The following is a 14,610-nucleotide window of genomic DNA, read 5'->3' as shown; positions in this document are numbered from 1 at the left end:
AAATCACCACTCCATCCGGCGGGACATGAGGCACGTCGATCCAGGTTCACCGGGGAGCGTAGCCGAACGGAACGGACGGATGCACGCCCGTTTCCACCCATACCGCCTTGGATTGTGCGTATTCGGCCAGCGCCTCGACGCCGGAGCTGCGCCCGTATCCCGACGCATGGAAGCCGCCGAACGGCACCGAGACATGGATGGTGCGATAGCCGTTGATCCAGAACGTCCCGGCCCGCACCGCGGCGGCGACGCGATGGGCGCGGCCGACATCGCGCGTCCACACCGCGCCGGCGAGGCCGTACCGCGTGGCATTGGCCAGCTGCACGGCGTCGTCCTCGTCGTCGAACGGCAGGACGCCGACGACCGGTCCGAAGATTTCCTCCTGCGCCGCGGCACTTCCGACCGGGAGCCGATCGAGGATCGTCGGCATCATCCAGTAGCCGCCCTGCGGCAGCCCCTCGGGCGTCGGCGCGCTGATGCGCCCGGCGCCGTCGGCCACGCCCTGCGCCACCAGGCGCTGGATATGCGCGAACTGCCGGGACGTGGCGACCGGCCCCAGCTCGGTCTCCGGCTGCAGCGGCAGGCCGGGGCGAATGCGCGCCGCCCCCGCCGCGACATCGGCCACGAAACGGTCGTAGACGCGCCGTTGCACCAGCAGCCGCGAGCCGGCCACGCAGCTCTGCCCGCAACCGGCGAAGATCGCGGCCTGGGCGCCGCGCACGGCGAGTTCCAGGTCGGCATCGGCGAACACGATGTTGGCCGACTTGCCGCCCAGCTCCAGCATGCAGGGCTTGATCCGTTCCGCGCAGGCGCGCGCGATCGCGGCGCCGGATGCCGGGCTGCCGACGAATGCCACCTTGCGCACATGCTCCTGCGCGATCAGGGCCGCGCCGGTCGTGGTCCCAAGCCCCACGACCGCCTGCAGCACGCCTTCCGGCATCCCGGCCTCGCTCGCCAGTTGCGCCAGCAGGATGCTGGTCAGCGGCGTGAACTCGCTGGGCTTCAGGATCACGGCATTGCCGGCGGCCAGCGCCGGGGCAACGTTCCAGCCGCCGGTGAACATTGGCGCGTTCCACGGCGTGATCGCCAGCACCACCCCGTACGGTTCCTGGCGCACATAGGTCAGATGGCCGGACGGCACCGGAATGACCCGCCCTTCCTGCTTGTCGCACCAGCCTGCGTAGTACTCGATCATGGCGGCGACCGCGCCTGCCTCCGCCTGCGCATCGCGCAGCGGCTTGCCGGCGTTGGCGGCCTCCAGTTCCGCCAACCGCCCGGCGGCACCCCGCACCGCCTGCGCCCAGCCCCACATGCGCCGGCCACGCTCGGCGGGGGGCAGCGCCAGCCAGGCGGCCTGGCCGGTCACCGCGCCCCGCGCGGCGGCCTCGGCCAGGCGTGGACCGGCATCGGCGTAGCGCGCCACCTCCTGCCCGGTCGCGGGGTCGATCAACGCCACCGGGTCGCCTTCGCCGGCGACGAGTGCGGCGCCGATCCAACTGCCGATGCCGGTCGGAAACGCGGCCGCGATCACCTCACCGGCCTGCTTCACATCAGCCATCGCCACCCTCCATCACCCAGGCGGGCACACGGTTGAAATCCGCATCCGCTCCGACCGCGCCGCTGCGGGCCAGCCAGGTCTCCGCGGCGCGCGCCAGCACCGGCACGGCGACCCCGCCATCGCGCGCGAGGTCCAGCGCGAGCCCGACATCCTTGCGCATCAGCCCGGCCGCAAAACCGCTGTCGAAGCTGCCGGACAGGATCCAGCGCGGCAGGTTCACCTCGGTCGCGGCGGACCGTCCGGAGGCCGCGTTGACCACGTCGAGCACCGCCTGCGCCGGCACCCCGGCCGCCTCGGCCATCCGCATCGCCTCGGCCGCAGCCACCAGATGCGTGGCGACCAGCATGTTGTTGGCAAGCTTCGCCACCTGCCCCGCCCCGGCGCCGCCGACATGCACGATACGCGCCGCCAGCCGCTCCAGCACCGGGCGTACCCGCGCCAGCACCGCCGCGTCGCCGCCGACCATCGCCGTGAGCTGGCCCGAAGCCGCCCCCGCGGGGCCGCCGGAGACCGGCGCATCCAGGAAGGCCCGCCCACTCGCCGCCACCCGGGCGGCGAAGGCCCGCGTCTCCGCCACCGCCAGCGTCGAGGTGTCGACCAGCACGGCATCGGTCGGCGCGACGGCGACGAAGGCCTCCACGGCGGCGGCCACGGCACGGCCATGCGGCAGGGACAGCACCACAACGTCGCTTCCCGCCATCGCGTCCGCCAGGGCGGCCGCCACACCCGCCCCGGCTTCGGCAGCGAGCGCCCGGCGCTTCGGCGCCAGGTCGAAGCCCACCGGCACCAGGCCCGACCGCACCAGCGTCGCCGCCATGCCCAGCCCCATATTGCCCAGGCCGATAATCGCTACCGCCACCACCGACACCCCGCCCTTTCTTGTTTCTGCGCGAACGATGGCAGCCGCGCCCGCCAGCGGCAAGCAAGGCGCGTGCCTCAGGGCGCGAACGGCCCAAACCGGCGCATGCGCGCCCGCGCCGGGCCTCACATGCCGATGATCAGTCGCAACTTCCCTTTCCCGGCGGCCGAGGGTATGAGCGGCGGAGCATGCAGGCGATCCTTTTGCGAGTCATGACGCCGTCCCGGGTGGCGCTGCTGCAGCAGTTCCTGCGCTTCGGAACCGTCGGCTTCATCGGATTCCTGGTCGATACCGCCGTGGTCTATGCCCTCAAGGGGTCGCTGGGCCTGTATGCGGCGGGCCTCGCCTCCTATCTCGTCGCGGCGACCACCACCTGGGGCCTGAACCGGCTGTGGACGTTCCGTGGCCGCGGCAGCGGGCCTGTGCACCGGCAATGGGCCTTGTTCCTCAGCGCCAACGCCATCGGCTTCGTGCTCAACCGCGGCACCTATTTCGCTTTGGTCACGTTCAGCCCGGTCTGCATCGAGCACCCCGTGCTGGCCATCCTTGCCGGCGTCGCCATGGGGATGTTCCTGAACTTCCACCTCTCCCGCACGGTGGTGTTCCGGTAGGCGCCGCCTATCCGCCGCTCCGCGACGAGCGGATCTCCAGCACGCTGATGAAGAAACAGCCGTAGATGAGCTGGAATCCCAGGAGAATCGCCGTCGCCGAGGGAATGATCAGCCGCATCGTCGCTTCCGGGTGCAGCGAGCCGTAGCCGACGCTGCCCCATGTGCCCAGGGCAACGGCCCCGAGCACCACGCCCAGCACCAGCAGCAGCCCGCCGGCGACCAGCCCACGCTCCAGGCTCAGCCGCCGGAGCCTCCGGTTGAAATTCTCGTCCTCCAGCAGCATGCCCTCGCGGGTCCCGTAGATCTTGGTGAACACCCAGAACAGCACCGACTGCAGGCCGACCACGGTGGCCACTGCCGCGTACAGCAGGGAGTGGATGTCGAGGGTGACGCCGCCGATCGCCCGGGCCTGCGGCAGCAGCCAGGCCATGCCCCCCAGCCCGCCGGCGAACAGGATGAAGCCGGGATACAGGAACAGCCAGCGCGGGCTGAACAGCAGCAGGAAGCGCAAATGCCGCCATCCGTCGCGCCAGCTGCGCAGATGCGGCGGGCGGCTGCGGCCATCCGGGTGCAGGATCGTCGCGACCTCGGCGATGCGCAGGCGCTGGATGGTTGCCTTCACGACCATCTCGCTGGCGAACTCCATTCCCGGCGCCTGCAGGTCCAGGCGCAGGATGGCGTCGCGGCTGAAGCCCCGCAGGCCGCAATGGAAGTCGCCGCAAGGGCTGCGGAAGAACAGGCGCCCGATCGCGGTCAGCACGGGGTTGCCGAGGTAGCGGTGCAGCTTCGGCATCGCTCCGGGCATGATGCCGCCCTTGAAGCGGTTGCCCATCACCAGCTCGGCGCCCTGACGCAACTCCTCAACGAAGGGCTCCAAGGCATTGAAATCGTAGCTGTCGTCGCTGTCGCCCATGATGACGTAGCGGCCCCGCGCCGCGCGGATGCCGCCGATCAGCGCGCTGCCGTAGCCGCGCGCCGCCACCGGCACGACCCGCGCGCCATGTGCCTCAGCGATCGCCTGCGATCCGTCGGTGCTGCCGTTGTCGGCGATGACCACCTCGCCGGCCACGCCGCTGCGCGCGAGATAGGCCTGCGCCTTCACGATGCAGCGCGCCAGCGTCTCCGCTTCGTTCAGGCAGGGCATCAGGATCGTCAGTTCCAGCGTTGCCGCCTCGTCGTGCATCGCCGGCGCCACATCCGGGCAGGACGGGAGCGTTTCAGTGCGCATGGGCATGCCCGGCCCGAACCGCGAAACCGCGGGGCCGCCCCATCGCCGCTTCAAACCTACGCGCCGTCATCCGGCCTGCCACGTCCCGGCCTCCGATTCGATATTGCCGGCGGCGAGCATACGACGGTTGCGGACGATCCCGGAAAATCTGGCGTGAGGCATCACACTACGCTAGCCTAACGATACCGTAATCGGATCGACGCCCACGCAATGTTTACGCCCCCGAGCCCCGCTCCGGCGCTGCGGCCTTCCCGACACGAGCCGGCGTTCCACATGGACCTGTCTGTCCCTCTCAGCCTCACCGATACGCCGCGCCGGCCCAGCCCCCGCATCGCGGTATTGATCCCTTGCTGGAACGAGGCGGTCACGATCGGCAAGGTCGTCGCGGATTTCCGCGCGGCACTGCCGTGCGCCACCGTCTACGTCTACGACAACAACTCCACGGACGGCACCATCGCGGCGGCGCGGGCGGCCGGTGCCGTCACGCGCCACGAGCGCCTGCAAGGCAAGGGCAACGTCATCCGCCGCGCCTTCGCCGATGTCGAGGCCGATATCTACGTCCTCGTCGACGGCGACGACACCTACGACGCTGCCGCAGCCCGCGACATGGTCCGGTTGCTGGCCGAACAGGGCCTGGACATGGTGACCGGACGGCGCCAGACCGACCTCGGCGACGCCTACCGGACCGGCCACCGCCTGGGCAACCGCGTATTGACCGGCCTGGTGCAGTTCGTCTTCGGCAACCGGGTCTCCGACATGCTCTCGGGATATCGCGTCTTCAGCCGCCGTTTCGTGAAATCCTTCCCGGCGCTGGCCGCGGGCTTTGAGACCGAGACGGAGTTCACCGTCCACGCGCTCGAGCTGCAGATGCCCGTGGGCGAAGTGGCCACGGCCTACGGGGTTCGCCCGGCCGGATCGGCCTCGAAGCTGCGCACCTACGCCGACGGGCTGCGCATCCTGCGCACCATCGCCATGCTGGTGAAGGATCAGCGGCCGCTGCAGTTCTTCGGCCTTTCCGGCGTCGTGCTGCTGCTGCTGGCCACCGGGTTGGGCCTGCCGATCGTGATGGAGTTCCTGCAGACCGGGCTGGTGCCCCGCCTGCCGACCGCGCTGCTGGCCACCGGCCTCGTGCTGCTGTCGTTCCTGTCCTTCTCGGTGGGCTTGATCCTTGAATCCGTGGCGCGCGGCCGCAAGGAGCTGAAGCGGATGTCCTACCTGGCGATCCCCGCATTCGCCGCCGACGGGCTCGAAGCCACTCCGGATTGACGCAGGCGCGCGTTCCGGTCCAACAGCGTCCATGTCCTTGCGCGTCCTGGCTGTTGTCCTGCCGCTGCTGCTCTGCGGGGCCGGCGCCCCACCCGACACGCCGGCGCCCGGCCCGGTGCGCGTCATCGGCAGCCAGGGCGCCGGCTGCATCGCCGGCGCCGTCCGCCTGCCGGACACGCAGCCGGGACTGCAGACCATCCGGCTTTCGCGCAGCGCGTTCTGGGGCCATCCCGACACCATCGCGGCGCTGCAGCTCCTCGGCCGCCGCGCCCAGGAGTCCGGCCTGCCGGACATCTATGCCGGCGACATCTCCGGCCCGCGCGGCGGCCCGCTGCGCGGCGGGCATTTCAGTCACCAGATGGGCATCGACGCCGATGTGTGGCTGGACATGATCCCGCCGCATCCGGTGCTGCCGCCCGCCGAGCGCGAGGCGCTCGAGCCGGCGAGCCTGGTGCGTCCAGACGGGCGTGCGGTCGACCCGGCGACCTGGCGGCCCACGCACATCACGCTGCTGCGCCTGGCCGCCGGCCTGCCGCATGTGGACCGCATCCTCGTCAACCCCGCGATCAAGAAGCAGCTCTGCCAGGAGAGCCTCGCTTCCCTTGGCGGCGACCGCGCCTGGCTGCGCCTGATCCGGCCGTGGTGGGGCCATGCCAGCCACATGCATATCCGCTTCCGCTGCCCGGACGATCAGCCCGCCTGCGTCCAGGCGCCGCCGCCGCCACCCGGCGACGGCTGCGACGCGACGCTGCAATGGTGGTTCGACCAGCTCGATCAGCCGCCGAAGCCCGCCCCGGCAAAGCCGGCCGCGCCTCCACCGCTGCCGGCTGCCTGCGCCACCATCCTGTCCGCTCCCGCGCCGTGAACGCGGCACAATGAGGCCGGATGCGCGCGCGGCCGCCGTTGCGATCGCGGGGCTGTGCACTTTCCTCAACCTCTACACGCCGCAGGCGATCCTGCCGGCGCTGGCGGACAGCTTCGCGGTCCCGCTGCCGCGCACCGGCCTGACCATCACCGCGCCGCTGCTGGCGGTGGCGCTGGTGGCGCCCTTCGTGGGGACCATCTCCGACCGGCTGGGGCGCAAGCGGCTGATCGTCGCGGCCTGCTTCGGCCTCGCCGTGCCCACGCTGCTGATCGCCGGCGCCGGCAGCCTGGACGCGATGGTGGCGCTGCGCTTCGTGCAGGGGCTGATGCTCCCGTTCATCTTCGCGGTGACGGTCGCCTATATCGGCGACGAATGCCCGGGAGGATCGGGGATCCGTGCCGCCGGCAGCTACGCCCAGGGCACGATCTTCGGCGGCTTCGCCGGCCGCTTCGTCGCTGGCGTCGCTGCCGATCTTGGCGGCTGGCGCATGGCCTTCGTGGTGATCGGCGCCGTCACCGTGCTCGCCGCCGTCGCGGTCGCCGCCCTGCTGCCTCGCGAGCGGAACTTCCACGCGGTCGGCGGCGGCGTCCGCGGCACGTTGCGGACCTATCGCGAACACCTCACCAACCCGCGCCTGCTGGCGACCTGCGGCGTGGGGTTCGGCATGCTGTTCTCGATGGTGGCAACCTTCACCTACGTGAACTTCTACCTCGCCGCCCCGCCGTTCGGGCTGGCGCCGGCGCAGCTCGGCCTGGTCTTCACCGTGTACCTGTTGGGCATGGTCACCACGTCGGCCGCAACCCGGCTGGCGGTGCGGATCGGCCGGCGCCGTACCATGGCCATTGTGGTGTCGCTCGCGTCCGCCGGCCTGCTGCTGACGCTGGCGCCGTCGCTGCCGCTGGTGATCGCCGGGCTTGCGGGGCTGGCCGGCGGGCTGTTCGTGGTGCAGGCGCTGTCCCTGGGGTTCATCGCCGCCTCGGTTCCGCGGGCGAAGTCGACGGCTGTCGGACTGTACGTCACCACCTATTACATCGGCGGCGCGCTGGGCGGGGTGGTGCCGGGGTTGCTGTGGCATCTGGCCGGATGGGCCGGCGTGGTGGGCCTGCTGGTGCCACTGCTGGCGGCGGTGCTGGGGCTGGCCTTGTCGTTCTGGCACACGGCGCCGGCCTGATGTCCCGGATCTGACGTCTGCCCCCTGATGGCGCCCTTCGGGGGCCGAACACGCGGCGTTCCTCGCCTGTGCTAAGGGTTTCTTCATCACCCCGACGCACCCTCGCTCCGTGAGCAAAACGCAACGGGTTCCGCCGCCCGGGTGTGCAGATGCCGAAAACCGGCATTCTACGCCCGGCGACCCGACGCTGCTGCGCGACCGCGCAGGGCTGGCGATCCTGCTGGCGGTGTGGCTGCAACTGCCGGCCATGACGACGCTACGCCATCTCGGCACAGCCGCATGGGTGGCGCCGGAACAGTCCACGCGATCAGGATTTCGAAGCTGATCCGGCGATCATTCCATCTCGCTGAGGAGCTTTTGAGCCCGCTCGGCAAGGGCACTCGCGTTCACGTGGAACTGCTTGTGAACCAGATCGGGGCTGGGATCCACGACCTTGCCTTCGAAAAGGCCCCACCGCAGCCCGCATGACGTGAAAAGGCACGCATGGGCATGGATCCAATGCGGCTCGGATTCGATGTCGATCAGCGTCGTGCCGGGGTGGCAGAACACGGCGTTGAACATGGCCGCACCCGACGGGCCGATGACGAACTGCGCCGATGAGAAGGCCTTGATCTGCTCTTCCGCAGTCAGATGCTGCGGCCGCACGATCTCGAAGCCCAGTGCCTCAAGCTTCGCTTCCACTTCCGCTTCATTCAGCATCACCCGTCCGGTCTTGCTGACGCCAAGCCGCGAGACGTAGATCCTCCGCGTACCCCGCTCGCTGCCGAACCGCTTGCGCAGGCCTGCGTAGAATGCCACCGACGCCTCGTCCAGGAATGCAGTCGGATTCCGCAGCGACGGCACGACAGCGTGATCCAGCTTGTAGACGATGCGCGTATCGTGCAGCAGCAGCCGGCTCTGCGGGATTCCGGCAAGGGACAGCAGCTGCCGATAGGTTGCAGCATTGGCGTAGACCATCACCTTCGCGTCCAGATCGGCTTCTTGCAACGCGGCGAGCTTTGGCAGAATGCGAAAAAGAAACGAGCCATAGTTGGCCGGCTCCGTGGAACAAAGAACGATCGTTGTCCCCTCGATATGGCGATCGGGCCGTCCTGTCCGCTCCAATCGAAATGCGCCTTGATCGCCCTCGATCCGAAGTCCGGTATCCTCATTCGGGAACTTGTCCAACTGCGCCATCTTCGCGAGATATCGATCGACGGCTGCCTGATCGACCGGGGCATCGTCATTGAAGAAATGGCCCTCCTCCGTCAGTATCGTTCTGTAACCGACGAGAGTGGCGTCACGGATGGATGCGATGAATGCCGGCGGATATCTCACCGGCATCGAGGCGACGCCACGCGGAAACAGCCCCGCACCGTCCGGGTCGTCGTGGAAAATCGGGGCCTGCCGTTGGTAGCTCCTGTTCACGCCCGGTGCTTCAACACAGATGCCATGCAGCACGCCGTTGATGACGGCCGGCCGGTCAATCCTCGGAAGGCTGAGCGGATGAAGGTAGGAAAACAGCTTGCCGTCAGTGGTCGCCGACACGTCAAATCCTCGACTTGGATGCTGAAGCGATACGGTCAGTCATAGAGGGCCGCGCCGCCGTTCGAGGCATTCGCGCCTTGCACGCTCAGGGAACATCACGTCCTGGTGTACCCCTCCACGGGCACCAAGAAGCATAACAGGGCACCCCCTGCAACCGCGCGGGCCATGCCCGTGTCCGGTCCTGGACCACTTCCGCCAGCCGCGTCATCAGGCGATCGGTTCATCCGAACCTCCGGCCGCGAAGACGATGATGAAACGCCAGCTTTCGCCGAGGGGCGCGACGGCATCGGCCAGGCAGCGCGTGGACCGGGCCTCACGTGCTTCACGGCCATAATCATGATCGGTCATAATCAACCCCCTGCCCGGTTGCGCCATCACGCGCCCGGCGGCACTTTAAGGGCAGCATTGCATACCCACCCACCGCTGCGGGCACTCGCCGCTGCACAGCCTCGACAGAGCAAGGAACGGCCCCATGAACGCACCCGTCGATCCCACGCGCCACGCGCCGGAGTTCCTGCAGCCCGGCCGCTTCGCCGTCGGCCAGCCGGTTTCGCGCAAGGAAGACCCGGTGCTGCTGCGCGGCGAGGGCCGGTATACCGACGACCTGAACCTGCCGGGCCAGGCCTATGCCGTCATGGTCCGCAGCCGCGTGGCGCATGGCGTGCTGCGTGGCCTCGACACCGCCGAGGCGAAGGCGATGCCCGGCGTGCTCGGCATCTATACCGTGGCCGACCTGAAGGCGGCCGGCATCAAGACGATGCCCGCCAATGTCAGCGGCCAGAACCACGATGGCCGCCCGGTGCCCAAGCCCGCGCAATGGGCGCTGGCCGAGGACAAGGTGCGCTATGTCGGCGACCCCATCGCCATGGTGGTGGCGGAGACCGCCAAGCAGGCGAAGGACGCGGCGGAAGCCGTGTTCGCCGATATCGACGCCCTGCCCGCCGTGACCGAGGCTGCCGCGGCGGCCAAGGGCGACGTGGTGCTGCACGCCGAGGCGCCCGACAACGTCGTGCTCGACTGGAAGTTCGGCGACGCGGCGCTGGTGGATGCCGCGTTTGCCCGGGCCGCGCATGTGACCAGGCTGCGCATCCGCAACAGCCGCGTCGTCGTTTGCGCCATGGAGCCGCGCTCGGCGATCGCCGAGTACGATGCCGACGGCCGCTACATCCTGCGCGTGGGCTGCCAGGGAACATTCGGGCTGCGCAACGCCGTGCGCGGCGTGATGGACGTGCCGCCCGAGAAGATGCGCGTGCTCACCGGCAATGTCGGCGGCTCGTTCGGCATGAAGGCGTCCTGCTACCCCGAGTATATCTGCGCCCTGCATGCCGCCCGCCAGCTCGGCCGCCCGGTGAAATGGACCGACGAGCGCAGCGAGAGCTTCCTCTCCGACAGCCATGGGCGCGACCACGACCACACCGCCGAGCTCGCGCTGGACAAGGACGGGCATTTCCTGGCCCTGCGCGTCACCGGCTATGGCAATGTCGGCGCCTATCTGTCCAACTCGACCACGCTGCCGCCGACGATGAACGTCGTGAAGAACATCATCGGCGTCTACCGCACCCCGGCGATCTCGGTCGCGGTGAAATGCATGTTCACCAACACCACCCCGGTCGGCGCCTATCGCGGCGCCGGGCGGCCGGAGGGCAACTACTACATGGAGCGGCTGGTCGATACGGCCGCGCGCGAAATGGGCATCGACACGGTGGAACTGCGCCGGCGCAACCACATCGCACCGGAGCTGATGCCGTACAAGGCGCCGTCCACCATGGAATACGACAGCGGCGATTTCCCGACCGTTCTCGACAAGGCGCTGGCCAGCGCCGACTGGGACGGCTACGCCGCCCGCCGTGCCGACAGCCGCCGGCGTGGCAAGCTGCGTGGCCGCGGCATCGGCCATTACCTGGAGGTCACGGCGCCGGCCAACAACGAGATGGGCGGCATCCGTTTCGAGGCCGACGGCACCGTCACCATCATCACCGGCACGCTGGATTACGGCCAGGGCCATGCCACGCCGTTCGCCCAGGTGCTGGTCGACAAGCTCGGGGTGCCGTTCGAGAAGATCAATCTGGTCCAGGGCGATTCCGACGAGTTGCTGGCCGGTGGTGGCACCGGCGGCTCACGCTCGATCATGAACAGCGGCGGCGCCATCATCGCCGCCGGCAACGACGTGATCGAAAAGGGGCGCAAGATCGCGGCCTATGTGCTGGAGGCCGCGGTGGCGGACATCGAGTTCGCGGCGCATGGCGGCAATGGCGGCCGCTTCAGCATCGCCGGCACCGACCGCGGCATCGGCATCATGGAGCTGGCGGCGAAGCTGCGCGAGGGCATGACCCTGCCCGACGACGTGCCGGCCACGCTCGATGCCGCCCTGGTGTTCCCCGGCGTGCCCAGCGCGTTCCCCAATGGCTGCCACATCGCCGAGGTGGAGGTGGACCCGGAGACCGGCGAGATCGACATGGTGAAATATCACATGGTCAATGACTTCGGCACGCTGGTGAACCCGATGCTGGTGGCGGGCCAGGCGCATGGCGGCGTCGTCCAGGGCATCGGCCAGGCGCTGACCGAGGCGGTGGCCTATGACGAGGACGGCCAGTTCCTGACTGGCAGCTACATGGACTACGCCCTGCCGCGGGCCGACCAGGCGCCGGATTTCGTGTTCGAGAGCCACCCGGTGCCGGCCCGCACCAACGAGCTGGGCGCCAAGGGCTGCGGCGAGGCCGGCTGCGCCGGCTCGCTGCCGGCGGTGATGAACGCCGTGGTCGATGCGCTGGCGGAGTTCGGCATCACCCATATCGACATGCCGGCGACGCCGCAGAAGGTGTGGCGGGCGATCCAGGCGGCGCGGGCGAAGGCCGCCTGACCCGAGCCGGCCGGGCGCGCCCACGCCCGGCCGCTCACGATCTTGGGTGTCTCCCGGCGCGATCGTTTGTGGTTACGATCGAAGTTCATTCGTGAGTTCGATCGAACCGCAAGGGATGAGCCGGACCATGCAGATCAACAGCCTGCTCAATTTCTTTATCGGGATGACGCTGACCTTCGGGTGCTTCAGCCTGATTGTCAGTTCGGTGGTGGAAGCCGTGTCGTCGGCGATGGCGTGGCGCGCGAACAACCTGGTCGATGGCATCCGCAAGATGCTGAATGACCGCAACCTTGGCGCCCTCGTCAACGACGTCCTCAATCACGCCGCGGTCAATCCCTTCTCGCCGGGCGCCGCTGCAGGCGGGGCGGCATCCGGCGCACCGGCCACGAAGCCTTCCTATGTCGAGCCGCTTCATTTCGCGGCGGCGTTGATCGACGCCGTGAAGGCCGAGGGGGTGCGCCAATCCCAGGCGGGTGCTCCGGACAAGGGCGCGGCACCGCAGCCCAGCCTGCGCGACGCGATCGCCCAACTTCCCGATGACCAGATCCGGACCTATCTGGCAAGTCTCTACGACGCGGCCGGAAACGACGAGAAGGCGTTCCAGGCTGCAGTGGCCAGCTGGTTCAATTCCTCGATGGACCGGCTGAGCGGCGTGTACAAGCGCAAGACCCAGATCTGGGGCTTCTGTATCGCCCTGGCGATGGCGGTGCTGCTGAACATCGACGCGGTTCATATCGCCAAGGCGCTCTGGGCGGACCCCAAGCTTGCCACGGCCATCGCGGCGCCTGCCCGCCCCGAGGACTACCAGGCCATGATGAAGTCGTGGTCGGCCAGCTTTCCGTTCGGATGGCCGCAGATATATGCCGAAGGCGTCGGCTGGTTGCTGCTGCCGCTCGGCTGGGCCATCACCGCATCGGCCGCCCTGTTCGGCGCTCCGTTCTGGTTCGACACGCTCCAGCGCTTCGTCCAGCTTCGCGGCACCGGTCCCGCCCCTGGCGAGTCCAAATCAATGGCGGCGCAGACCAGGGCATAGCGGCGGCGGTCTCACAGCTTCGCCTGGGCCTGCTCCGGCAACTCGGTCTCCCAGCCGCCGCCCAGCGCCTTGTACAGCTGCACGAGGTTGGTCGAGACGGCGGCGGTGCTGTCGGCCAGGTCCTGTTCCGCCGTCAGCTGGTTGCGCTGGGCGATCAGCACCTGCAGGAAGTCGGCCACCCCCTGCTCGTAGCGCATCCGCGCCAGCGCCAGCGCCCGGGTCGTCTGCGTCACCACCGCCTCCAGCCGCGCGCGGCGGCGCTGCTCGGTGCCGTAGGCGGTCAGCGCGTTGTCCACGTCATGCAGCGCGGCCAGCAGCGTGCGCTGGTAGGTCACCGCCGCTTCCTGTTGCTGCGCCTTGCGGAACTCCAGCGTGCGGGTCAGCCGCCCGCCCTCGAAGATCGGCAGCGTCACGCTCGGGCCGAAGGCATAGGTGTGCGCCTGCCAATCCGCGAGGTTGTGGAACTGCAGGCCCTGGATCGCGCCGCTGCCCGACAGCATGAAGCGCGGATAGAAGTCGGCCACCGCCACGCCCACGTCGGCGGTGGCGCTGTGCAGTTGCGCCTCGGCCTGGCGGATGTCCGGACGCCGGCGCGCGAGCTCGCTGGGCACACCCACCGGCACGCGCGGCGGCACGGCCGGAATGGCGCGCGGGGCGGCGAGTTGCACCTCCAGCGCGCGCGGCTGCTCGCCCAGCAGGAACGAGATGGCATTCACCAGTTGCGCCTGCTGCGCCTCCAGCGCCGGCAACAGGGCTGCCGTCGCCTCCACCTCGGCCGCGGCGTTGGCGACGTCGAGGTCCGTGGTGACGCCGCCGGCCGCCCGCTCCTGCGTCAGGCGCAGGCTCTGGCGCGCGGTCGCGAGATTCTGCCGGGTGATGTCGAGCTTGCGCTGGGTGCCGCGCAACTGGATGTAGGCGCGCGCGAGCTCGGCGCTGGCGGTCACCAGCGTGTCGCGGCGCGTCTCGGCGGAGGCGGTCACCTGGGCGCCTGCGGATTCCACACCGCGCGCGACGCGTCCCCAGAAATCCAGCTCCCAGCTGGCATCGAAGCCGTACTGGAACAGGTCGAACGGCTGGGTCAGCCGGCTGTTGGGCACCCCGCCCTGTCCGCTCTGGCCATTGGCGTTCGTGCCGGGTGTCGGCCCGGGATTGGACGATTGCAGCGCCAGCACGCCCTCGCGGCTCTGTTGCTGGCGGGTGTAGCTGGCATTGCCGTTGATCGAGGGAAAGCGCGCGGACTCCACCACCCCAAGCTGGGCACGGGCTTCCGCGAGCCGGATGGTGGCCAGGCGCATATCTAGGTTCGCGCCCGCGAGCCGTGTTTCCAGCGACGTCAGCAGCGGGTCGTCGAGCAGCTTCCACCATTGCGGGTCGACCGGTTCGGGCACGGCCTGGCTGAGCTTCGCCGCCGACGGCTCCGTGCCCCAGGACGCAGGAGACCACCAGGGCGCGGGGCGCTCGAAATCCGGCCCGACAGTGCAGCCGGTCACCAGCAGGCAAATGGCGATGCCCAGCAGGGCACGTTTACGGGGCACGCCGGACGCTCCTCGATCGCATGCCGCCAGCCTACGCGCCGGGCACTTCCGGTCAACGCAGGACGCGACTGCGCGCCTGCCCAGCGGACATGCGCCC

At 69.5% G+C, this 14,610-nt stretch carries 13 protein-coding genes; 7 read left to right on the top strand and 6 right to left on the bottom strand.

What is annotated here, in order from left to right; translation table 11 throughout:
• Positions 1 to 46 precede the first annotated feature (46 nt).
• Both OL599_RS04175 and OL599_RS04170 read right to left on the bottom strand, forming a co-directional pair.
• Positions 47 to 1,558 (bottom strand): aldehyde dehydrogenase family protein, encoded by a 1,512-nt coding sequence (locus tag OL599_RS04175; RefSeq protein WP_264712381.1) that lies wholly within the window; start codon positions 1,556 to 1,558, stop codon positions 47 to 49.
• On the bottom strand, positions 1,551 to 2,417 hold the full coding sequence (locus tag OL599_RS04170; protein WP_264712380.1) for an NAD(P)-dependent oxidoreductase: 867 nt from the start codon (positions 2,415 to 2,417) through the stop codon (positions 1,551 to 1,553). The genes OL599_RS04175 and OL599_RS04170 overlap by 8 nt, the downstream gene beginning before the upstream one ends.
• Positions 2,418 to 2,629: 212 nt before the next feature.
• Here OL599_RS04170 and OL599_RS04165 point away from each other — a divergent pair, with 212 nt between their 5' ends.
• Entirely contained in the window at positions 2,630 to 3,028 is a 399-nt protein-coding gene (locus OL599_RS04165) for a GtrA family protein (protein WP_264712379.1), read from the top strand.
• Positions 3,029 to 3,035: 7 nt separating this feature from the next.
• Here OL599_RS04165 and OL599_RS04160 read toward each other — a convergent pair whose 3' ends face one another.
• On the bottom strand, positions 3,036 to 4,256 hold the full coding sequence (locus OL599_RS04160; RefSeq protein ID WP_264712378.1) for a glycosyltransferase family 2 protein: 1,221 nt from the start codon (positions 4,254 to 4,256) through the stop codon (positions 3,036 to 3,038).
• A gap of 273 nt (positions 4,257 to 4,529) precedes the next feature.
• On the opposite strand from OL599_RS04160, the gene OL599_RS04155 reads away from it, so the two are divergent.
• The 4 genes from OL599_RS04155 (at position 4,530) to OL599_RS04140 (ending at position 7,883) form a co-directional block, all read left to right on the top strand.
• The gene (locus OL599_RS04155; protein WP_264712377.1) at positions 4,530 to 5,522 is read left to right on the top strand and encodes a glycosyltransferase family 2 protein; all 993 of its coding nucleotides are present in this window, start codon (positions 4,530 to 4,532) and stop codon (positions 5,520 to 5,522) included.
• A gap of 31 nt (positions 5,523 to 5,553) precedes the next feature.
• Positions 5,554 to 6,387, top strand: a complete 834-nt coding sequence (gene mepA, locus OL599_RS04150) for a penicillin-insensitive murein endopeptidase (RefSeq protein WP_264712376.1) — start codon at positions 5,554 to 5,556, stop codon at positions 6,385 to 6,387.
• Positions 6,388 to 6,397: 10 nt separating this feature from the next.
• The gene (locus OL599_RS04145) at positions 6,398 to 7,558 is read left to right on the top strand and encodes an MFS transporter (RefSeq protein ID WP_264712375.1); all 1,161 of its coding nucleotides are present in this window, start codon (positions 6,398 to 6,400) and stop codon (positions 7,556 to 7,558) included.
• A 109-nt stretch (positions 7,559 to 7,667) separates the two neighbouring features.
• The gene (locus OL599_RS04140) at positions 7,668 to 7,883 is read left to right on the top strand and encodes a hypothetical protein (protein ID WP_264712374.1); all 216 of its coding nucleotides are present in this window, start codon (positions 7,668 to 7,670) and stop codon (positions 7,881 to 7,883) included.
• Between the two features lie 8 nt (positions 7,884 to 7,891).
• Here the strand turns inward: OL599_RS04140 and OL599_RS04135 are convergent, their stop codons facing one another.
• Both OL599_RS04135 and OL599_RS04130 read right to left on the bottom strand, forming a co-directional pair.
• Positions 7,892 to 9,085, bottom strand: coding sequence for a glycosyltransferase family 61 protein (locus OL599_RS04135; RefSeq protein ID WP_264712373.1), 1,194 nt, complete (start codon positions 9,083 to 9,085; stop codon positions 7,892 to 7,894).
• A 207-nt stretch (positions 9,086 to 9,292) separates the two neighbouring features.
• Positions 9,293 to 9,433, bottom strand: a complete 141-nt coding sequence (locus OL599_RS04130; protein ID WP_264712371.1) for a hypothetical protein — start codon at positions 9,431 to 9,433, stop codon at positions 9,293 to 9,295.
• A 124-nt stretch (positions 9,434 to 9,557) separates the two neighbouring features.
• Between OL599_RS04130 and OL599_RS04125 the strand changes: the two genes are divergently transcribed.
• Both OL599_RS04125 and OL599_RS04120 read left to right on the top strand, forming a co-directional pair.
• Positions 9,558 to 11,945: a xanthine dehydrogenase family protein molybdopterin-binding subunit gene (locus OL599_RS04125; RefSeq protein ID WP_264712370.1), complete on the top strand. Its 2,388-nt coding sequence runs from the start codon at positions 9,558 to 9,560 to the stop codon at positions 11,943 to 11,945.
• Between the two features lie 127 nt (positions 11,946 to 12,072).
• The gene (locus tag OL599_RS04120; protein WP_264712368.1) at positions 12,073 to 12,978 is read left to right on the top strand and encodes a hypothetical protein; all 906 of its coding nucleotides are present in this window, start codon (positions 12,073 to 12,075) and stop codon (positions 12,976 to 12,978) included.
• Between the two features lie 11 nt (positions 12,979 to 12,989).
• On the opposite strand, the gene OL599_RS04115 is transcribed toward OL599_RS04120, so the two are convergent.
• Complete coding sequence (locus OL599_RS04115) at positions 12,990 to 14,513, bottom strand: efflux transporter outer membrane subunit (protein ID WP_264712366.1); 1,524 nt, start codon at positions 14,511 to 14,513, stop codon at positions 12,990 to 12,992.
• Positions 14,514 to 14,610 lie beyond the last annotated feature (97 nt).

It is taken from the genome of Limobrevibacterium gyesilva, assembly GCF_025989185.1.
GTDB lineage: Bacteria > Pseudomonadota > Alphaproteobacteria > Acetobacterales > Acetobacteraceae > Limobrevibacterium > Limobrevibacterium gyesilva.
Note: the sequence above shows the minus strand (reverse complement) of the source record. Positions and strands in the feature narration are given on the sequence as shown.